Source organism: Streptomyces sp. S3(2020) (assembly GCF_013044505.1).
GTDB lineage: Bacteria > Actinomycetota > Actinomycetes > Streptomycetales > Streptomycetaceae > Streptomyces.
This window is the reverse complement of sequence record NZ_JABERD010000313.1, coordinates 1-8,125: the sequence shown is the minus strand read 5'-3', so window position 1 is coordinate 8,125 and position 8,125 is coordinate 1. Positions and strand designations below refer to the sequence as shown.

5 protein-coding genes are annotated in these 8,125 nt (G+C 75.4%); 4 read left to right on the top strand and 1 reads right to left on the bottom strand.

All coding sequences use genetic code 11. The features are described 5' to 3' along the window. Positions 1 to 644 (top strand): FHA domain-containing protein (locus HLK59_RS45930; RefSeq protein WP_171147627.1); only part of this gene is annotated, 644 nt, incomplete at its 5' end. A gap of 51 nt (positions 645 to 695) precedes the next feature. Here the strand turns inward: HLK59_RS45930 and HLK59_RS45925 are convergent. Then, positions 696 to 1,682, bottom strand: a complete 987-nt coding sequence (locus HLK59_RS45925) for a methyltransferase domain-containing protein (protein WP_171147626.1) — start codon at positions 1,680 to 1,682, stop codon at positions 696 to 698. Positions 1,683 to 1,751: 69 nt separating this feature from the next. On the opposite strand from HLK59_RS45925, the gene HLK59_RS45920 reads away from it, so the two are divergent. From HLK59_RS45920 to HLK59_RS45910, 3 genes are all read left to right on the top strand, one after another. After that, complete coding sequence (locus tag HLK59_RS45920) at positions 1,752 to 2,156, top strand: globin (protein ID WP_171147625.1); 405 nt, start codon at positions 1,752 to 1,754, stop codon at positions 2,154 to 2,156. Positions 2,157 to 2,302: 146 nt separating this feature from the next. Beyond that, positions 2,303 to 5,530, top strand: a complete 3,228-nt coding sequence (locus tag HLK59_RS45915; RefSeq protein ID WP_171147624.1) for an ABC transporter permease — start codon at positions 2,303 to 2,305, stop codon at positions 5,528 to 5,530. Position 5,531: 1 nt separating this feature from the next. Continuing rightward, positions 5,532 to 8,125 (top strand): FtsX-like permease family protein (locus HLK59_RS45910; protein ID WP_171147623.1); only part of this gene is annotated, 2,594 nt, incomplete at its 3' end.

The window sequence follows — 8,125 nt, the reverse complement described above, 5'->3', positions numbered from 1 at the left end:
CTCCCGGACCGACGCCGCCCGCCGGCCCCGGTGCGACGGGCGGCGCCCCCTCGGCCTTCCAGCCCTCCGGTCCGGGAGGTCCCGGTGGTCCCGGCGGCTTCGGCGGCGGTGACGACGACTGGGTGATCTCCCCGCCGTCCGCCACCGCGCCCGGCGGTCCCGGCGGCGGCTACGGCTACCCGCAGCCCGGCTCCACCCAGGCCCCGCCCGGACCCGGCCCCGGCTACCCGCAGCAGCCCTCGACGTGGACGGCGACGATCGGGCCGGACCGCGAGTACTTCATGGCGATGATGCAGCGCTCCGGTCCCGAGGCCGCGGGGCTCAACCTGCCCGCGTACTCGCCCGAGCAGCAGCGCACCCTCACCGGCAACCAGATCACCATCGGCCGCCGCCGGCACTCCACCGGCGACACCCCCGACATCGATCTGTCGGTGCCGCCGGAGGACCCGGGCGTCTCGCACCAGCACGCCGTGCTGGTCCAGCAGCCCGACGGCACCTGGGCGGTCGTCGACCAGAACTCGACGAACGGTACGACGGTCAACGGCGCCGAGGAGCCCATCCAGCCCTTCGTCCCGGTACCGCTCCAGGACGGCGACCGCGTCCACGTGGGCGCCTGGACGACGATCACGGTCCGCCGCGGATAGACACGACGACGAAGGGGCCCGGCACACCACACGCCGGGCCCCTTCGCCATGTCAGCCCCCGAGCGTCCACACATAGGGTCCCTCCGGATCGTCCAGCCACGCCCACTCGCGTCCGCCGCTCACCGTGATCCCGTACCGCTCCCGCGGCGGCCACCCCTCGCGCTCCCACAACTGGTAGGCCTCGTGCGGGTCGAGGCTGCCGCTGCTGAGCACCAGCAGGAAGCGGAACAGTTCGTGCTCCCGGGCCCGGTGCGGCACCCCGCCGAGCCGGGCGGGCTCCGGCTCCGGGCGCCCCTCGCCCCGCAGCGGCACGAAGTAGGCGGGCGTGTGCAGGAAGCGGCCCTCGGCGTGCCCCGCGTCCCGGACGGTCAGCGCGATCAGACCGGTGGCGAGCGGGGTCAGGATCCGGGCACCGGGGGTGCACTGGGCGAGCCAGGCCCGGGGGATCGAGGCCAGGGTGCAGGTCGCGATGATCCGGTCGAAGGGGGCCCGCTCGGGCACCCCGCGCGCGCCGTCGCCGGTGACGACGAACGGGCGGTACCCGGCGGCGGCCAGATGCCGCCGGGCCGCCTCGGTGATCTCCGGCTCCAGGTCGATGGTGGTGACGAGGCCGTCGTCGCCGAGCCGGTGCGCGAGCAGGGCCGCGTTGTACCCCGTACCCGCGCCGATCTCCAGGACCCTGGCACCGTCCTCGATCTCCAGTGCCGCCAGCATCATCGCCATCAGCGAGGGCTGGCTGCTGGAGGAGAGCAGCTCGCCGTCGCGCATCCGGGTGGCCAGCGGGGCGTCGGCGTAGGCGCCGCGCACCCAGCGCTCGCGGGCGCGCGGGTCCGGGCTCTCACCCCACCGGCGCTCGTAGCCGCCCGCGACCCCGACGTAGTAGTACGGCACGAACACATGCCGCGGCACCGCCTCGAAGGCCTCCCGCCACACCGGGTCGTCCGCCCAGGCCCCGCTCTCGTCGATCCGGTGCACCAGTGCCGCCCGCGCCTCGGCGGCGAGATCCTCCAGGTCCTTGTGGCGAGCGTGCGCACCCATACCTCCACTGTCCTGCGGAATGGTCCTAAGCCCCAAGTCCTGGTTCCTCCCGTCTGAGACCATGGACCCGTGAATGAGATCCGGCGCGGCACCCTTGAGACGCAGACCTTCTACGAGCAGGTCGGTGGGGAGGAGACCTTCCGCCGCCTCGTCCACCGTTTCTACGAGGGTGTCGCCGAGGACCCGATCCTGCGGCCCATGTATCCGGAGGAGGACCTCGGCCCGGCGGAGGAGCGCTTCGCGCTGTTCCTCATGCAGTACTGGGGCGGTCCGACGACGTACAGCGAGAACCGCGGCCACCCCCGGCTGCGCATGCGGCACGCCCCGTTCCAGGTGGACCGCGCGGCGCACGACGCCTGGCTGAAGCACATGCGGGTCGCCGTCGACGAGCTCGGTCTGTCCGAGGAGCACGAGCACACGCTGTGGAACTACCTGACGTATGCCGCGGCCTCGATGGTGAACACCGAGGGCTGACCGGCTGAGTCCCGGATTCCGGTCGCCGAACGCCGCATTCCGATCACGATCCGGTCAAGCCCGGTCCACAACCGCTTACCCGCGCCCGCTCTCCTCTGACAACATCGCCGGGAGGTCTGGACAACACGGCGGGGGGCCGGGTCGGGGTGACGGGGTTCGCGGCCGTCGCGCGGTTCGTCCTCCTACGTGCGCGGGCACACCGCCCGCTGCTCGCCGCCGCACTCCTGGCGGTCCTGCTGACCACGGCGGTCCTGGCGACCCTCACCGCCTACTCGGGGGCGATCGGCGACGCGGCCCTGCGCCACTCCCTGACCGACACCCGCAACGCCGCCGACACCTCGCTGGTCGTCAAGGCCGACGTCCCGGCCGGGGAACGGACCGCCGCCGACACCGCCGTACGCGAAGGGGCCCGGAAGACCTTCGACGGGCTGCCGGTGACCGTGCGCAAGCTCATGCGGTCGGGCCCGTACGCGCTGCCCCGCTCGCTCCAGCCCGCCGCCGAGCGGTCCGAGGACCCGGATCTGACGCACTTCGCGGCACTGGACAGCTCCCAGGTACGCATCGCCGAGGGCCGGACGCCCTCCGCCGAGGGCGAGGTGGCCTTCCCGCAGAGCGCCGCCCGGCTCCTGAGGCTGAAGCCCGGCACCCGCCTCACCCTCGTCGACCGCCTGGACGGCCCGGACGTGCGGATCACGGTCGTCGGCCTGTACCGCCCGGCCCGCACGGACGCCCCGTACTGGCAGCTCCTCGACGATCTGCACGGCCGCGGTGTCAACAAGCTCGACTTCACGACGTACGGCCCCCTGCTCGCCGCCCCCGGCGCCCTGACCGACGGCCGGGTGAGCGCCGGGTCGTCGGCGTGGCTGGCGACGGCCGACTTCTCGACGCTGACGACCGGGCGGATCGACGCGCTGCGCGAGGCGGCCGGTGACGGCAGCGCGGCGCTGCGCGGTGAGTCCGCGCTGAGCGGTACGACGGCCGCGAACACCCAACTGCCCGCCGTCCTGGACCGCGTCGAGCGCTCCCTGCTCGTCTCGCGCTCCACCCTGCTGATCGTCGCGCTCCAGCTGGGGCTGCTCGCGGGCTGTGCGCTGCTCCTGGTGGCACGGCTGCTGAGCTCCCAACGCACGGGCGAGACCAGGCTGCTCAGGGCCCGCGGCGCCTCCCGGCCCCGGGTCGCGGGCCTGGCCGCCACCGAGGCGCTGCTGCTCGCGGTGCCCGCGGTGGCGCTGGCGCCCCTGCTGGCGGGGCCGTTGACCCGACTGCTCGCCGGGCAGGGTCCGCTGGCCCGTATCGGGCTGCGGCTCGACGTGCCGGCCGGCGGCCGGACCGGGGTGTGGCTGGTGGCGGCCGGAGTGGCGCTGGGCTGCGCCCTGGCGGTGACCCTGCCCGCGCTGACGTCCTCCTTCGCGACCGGCCGGGCCCGCGCGCTGCCGGGCGCGCTGCGCTCGGGCGCGGACATCGGGCTGCTGGTGATCGCCGGGGTCGCGTACTGGCAGCTCAGCGGACAGACCACCGGTGCCGTCACCGGCGACGGCTCCGGCTCGCTCGGGGTGGATCCGCTGCTGGTCGCCGCCCCCGCCCTGGCACTGCTCGCCGGTACGGTCCTCACCCTGCGTCTGCTGCCGCCGCTGGCCCGTCTCGCCGAACGCCGGGCGGCCGCCGGGCGGGGCCTGGCCACGGCCCTCGCGGGCTGGCAGATCGGCCGTCGCCCGGGGCGCGGCGCGGGTCCGGTGCTGCTGCTGGTCCTCGCCGTCGCGCTCGGCATGCTGGCGATCGCCCAGGGCGCCTCCTGGGACCGCTCGCAGGACGACCAGGCCGACTTCCGGGCCGGGGTGCCGGTGCGGGTGCTGGCCAACGGACAGGACGACCTCGGCCGCACCGACGAGTACGCGGCCGTCGAGCACGTACGGCAGGCGGCCCCCGCCGTCCGCACGGAACTGCCCCTGTCCGGGAACCGCACGGCGGCGGTGCTGGCCCTGGACACCGCCCACGCCGCGGACACCGTGCTGATGCGCCGGGACCTGGCCGCCGAGCCGGTACGCCCGCTGTTCACCGGGCTCGGCCCGAAGGGAGCGACGGCGGGCGCGAAGATACCGGCGGGCACGTCCCGGCTGCGGCTCACGGCGACGCTGGCCGGCGCCACGGCGAAGACCCTGGCCGATGTGACGGTGACGCTGGAGGACCGCTACGGGACGCCCTACCGGGTTCCGGCGGGCACCCTCGCCGGGGACGGCCGGCCGCACATGCTCGAACTGGCCGTACCCCCGGGCCCGTTGACGCTGACAGACGTACAGCTCGTCCAGCCCCTGCCCATCGGCCGGGCGCAGCAACAGCGGTTGATCCTGGACGAGTTGTCGGCCGTACGGTCCGACACGTCCGTACAGCGGCTTCAGTTGCCCGCCGACTGGACGGTCCGCTCCCTCGCCGACGGGATCGTCGAGAACGTGGACGGCAGCAATCTCCCCACCAAGCCGCGCGTGACCGGGTCGAAGCCGCCGACGGCCGCCTACGGCACCGGCTACCTCCCGGCCGACAACCCTTATGTCATCGCCTCGTTGACCGTCCGCCTCCAGGTCGCGCAGCCCGCGCAGCCGCAGCTCACCGCCGTCGCCACCGACCGCTATCTCGCCTCGGCGGGCGCCGCCACGGGGCAGCGGGTCGATGTGACGTTCGGCGGGCGGACCCTGCCGGTGCGGATCGTGGCGTCCGTGGAGGCGCTGCCGACGACGGTGGACGACGGCGGGGCCCTGCTGGTCGATCTGCGGTCCGTGAACCGGGTGCTGGAGGCCCGGTACGGCGAGAGCGTGACGCCGACGGAGTGGTGGCTGAGGACGGACCGGCCCGCGGAGGTGGCGTCCGCGCTGCGGGCCCGTGCGGACATGGACCCCGCGCAGGTCGTCGTACGGGACGAGATCGCCGAGGAGCTGCGCGACGACCCGTTCGGGGCGGGTCCCGAGGCGGCGTTCACCGCGGCGGCCGGGGTGGCGGCGGCGCTGGCCGCGCTCGGGTTCGCGGTGAGCGCGGCGGGGTCCCTGCGGGAGCGGGACCCGGAGTTCGCGGTGCTGCGCGCCCTGGGCGCCCCGCGCCGCAGGCTGGCCCGCACGATCGCCCTGGAGCAGGGCGTCCTGGTGACGCTGGCCCTGTCGGTGGGGGCGGTGCTCGGGACGGTACTGGCACGGGCGGTGATCCCGCTGGTCGTCCTGACCACCGAGGCGACCCGGCCGGTGCCGGGGGTGCTGGTCGAGCTGCCGGTCGCGCGGGTCGTGGTGCTGCTGGGGGCGGTGGCGGTGACGCCGCTGGTGGTGACGGGGGTGTTGGCGTTGCGGCGGGCGAATCCTGTGGTGGCGCTGCGGGAACAGGGTGGTGAGTGAGATGAGGTCCAGGTCCGTCGTGGCCCCGTGGATCCGCACCCGGCTGCGCGCCGCCCCCGGTGCGGCGATCGCCCTCGCCGTGATGGTGGCGCTCACCGCGTGTCTCGCCGCCGCCTTCCCGCGCGCGGTCGACCGGTACGAGGACGCGGGCCTGCACCGCGCCGTCGAGCAGGCGGGCCCCGACCGGACGACCGTGCAGCTGTACGCCCAGCCCGAGTACGGCATCATCTCGGAGCACGACGTCCTCCCGGCGACGCTGGCCGACCAGTACGCGAAGATCCTCGCCGCGGTCCAGCAGCCCCTCGTCGCCGACGGCGGCCAGTCGACGTACGGCGTGCGCACCGCCAACAGCATCGAGGTGGCGGACCCCTGGATCCCGCAGCCCACCGGTACGCCCGCGCAGGTCACCCTGGTCGCCCAGCACGGCCTCGCCGGCCACGTCCGCTCGGTCACCGGCCGGCTGCCCCGCGCGTCCGCCCCGGTGACCGCGTCGACGCCCGAGGTGGAGGCGGCGGTCAGCGCGGCGACGGCCAAGAGCCTGCACATCGAGGTGGGCGCACGGATCCACGTGCCCGGCGAGGGCCGCGACCCGCTGGTCGTCCGTATCACCGGCATCGTCACCCCGAGCGACCCGGCGGGCGCCTACTGGTCGACCCATCCCGTCCTGCACCGCCCCTCCCTGGTCCCGCTCCCCGGGGCGAACGCGGAGAAGTACTGGCTCGGCGCCCTGCTGCTCGCCCCGGAGGCGGCTCCCGCGCTGCTGGGCACGCCCGGAAGCCCTTGGCGGTACTGGCAGTTGGCGCCCGTCACGGACGCCCTGCACGCCTACGACGCCGGGCGTCTGAAGTCCGCGGTGGCGTCCCTGGAGTCCGGTCCGGCCCTCCAGAAGGTCCGTGAGGTGACCGGTCCGCTCACGGACGCGGACACCGATCTCGACGACATCCTGACCGCCTACGACCGGCTGCGGGCCGGCGTCACCCCGCTGGTCGCCGTCGCCGCGGTCGGCGCGGGCACGGTGGCCGCCGTCGTCCTGCTGATGGCGGGCGGTCTGGCGGCCGACCGCCGCCGCACCGAACTCGCCCTGCTGCGGGCCCGCGGCGCGTCCCTGCGCGGCCTGGCGGGCCGGCTGTTCGCGGAGACGGCGACGGTGGCCGTCCCGGCCGGTGCCGTGGGTCTGACGGCGGCCCTGCTGCTGCTCCCCGAGGGCCGCCGGACGTACGCGCTCGCGGCGGCCGCCGCGGTCACGGCCGCCGCCTGCGCCGCGCTGCCGCTGCGCGCGGTGGCCGCCCATCGGGTCGTACGGATCCACACCGGCCGCGAGGACGTGGCGACCGCACGGCCGTCCCGCCGCCGCACGGTCGCCGAACTGACCCTGCTCGTGCTGGCCCTGGCCGCGGTCGAGACGCTGCGCCGACGGGGCTCGGAGGGCGACGAACTGTCCTACGTAGCGCCGGTGTTGACGGGGGTGATCGCGGCTCTGGCCCTGGTCCGCCTCTATCCGCTCCCGCTGCGCAGGCTGGCCCGTCCCGCCGGCCGGCTGCGCGGTGCGGTCGCCCACCTGTCCCTGGCCCGCGCGGGCCGCACGTCCGCCTCCGCGGTCCTTCCCCTCCTCGCCCTGCTCACCGCCCTGACGACGGCGGCCTTCGGCGGTTCGGTCCTGACCGGTGTGAGCGAGGCCCGCGACCACGCGGCGCTCCTCGCCATCGGCGCGGACGCCCGCGTGGACGCCAACGAGCCGCTGCCCTCCGCCCTGCCCGACCGGATCCGCCGTACGCCGGGCGTACGGGACGTGGCGGCGGTGAGCATCGCCTACGACGCCCAGCTCGCGGGCGGCCGGCAGTCGGCGCCGCTGATCGGCGTGGACCCGGCCGGATACACGGCACTGGCCTCCCGGACGGGCCTGGGCCCCTTCGAGAAGGGCGAGTTGACGAAGGCTCGGGGGACGCTGACCGCCGTGGCCTCCCCGACGGTGGCCGCCACCTACGGCACCCGCCCCCTCCCCGTGCGGCTCCAGGACGGCACCACCTTCACCGTCCGCATCACGGCGGTCCGGGACCGCACTCCGGCGGTGTCCGGCGCGGAGTTCCTGGTCGTGAACCGGGCGGAGCTGCCCAAGGCGGCGGCCCGCCCGACGGCACTGCTCCTGACCGGCGCACGGCTGGACGCGACGGCCCTGCGCGAGGCGACGGGCGGCGCGGGCCACGTACAGCTGAGGTCGCAGGAGCGCGCCCGCTATGTCGACTCCCCCCTCCAGTCGGGCGCCGAGGACATCTACACGGCGGCGGTGGCGGCGGGCGCGGGCTACGCGGTCCTGGCCCTGCTGCTCTCCCTGCTCCGCGCGGCCCCCGAACGCACCGCCCTGCTGGCCCGCCTGCGCACGATGGGCCTCACCCGCGCCCAGGGCCGCCGCCTGCTGATCCTGGAGTCCCTGCCGCAGGCGGTACTGGCCTCGGCTGGCGGCGCGTTGACGGGCTGGGCGACGGTGGCCCTGCTCTCCCCGGGCATCGACCTGACGACGATCGCCCTGGCTTCCTCCCCGTCGTCGGCGGGCCGGGCCGAGTTGAGCACGTCAGCCCCTGCCCCTTATACACATCT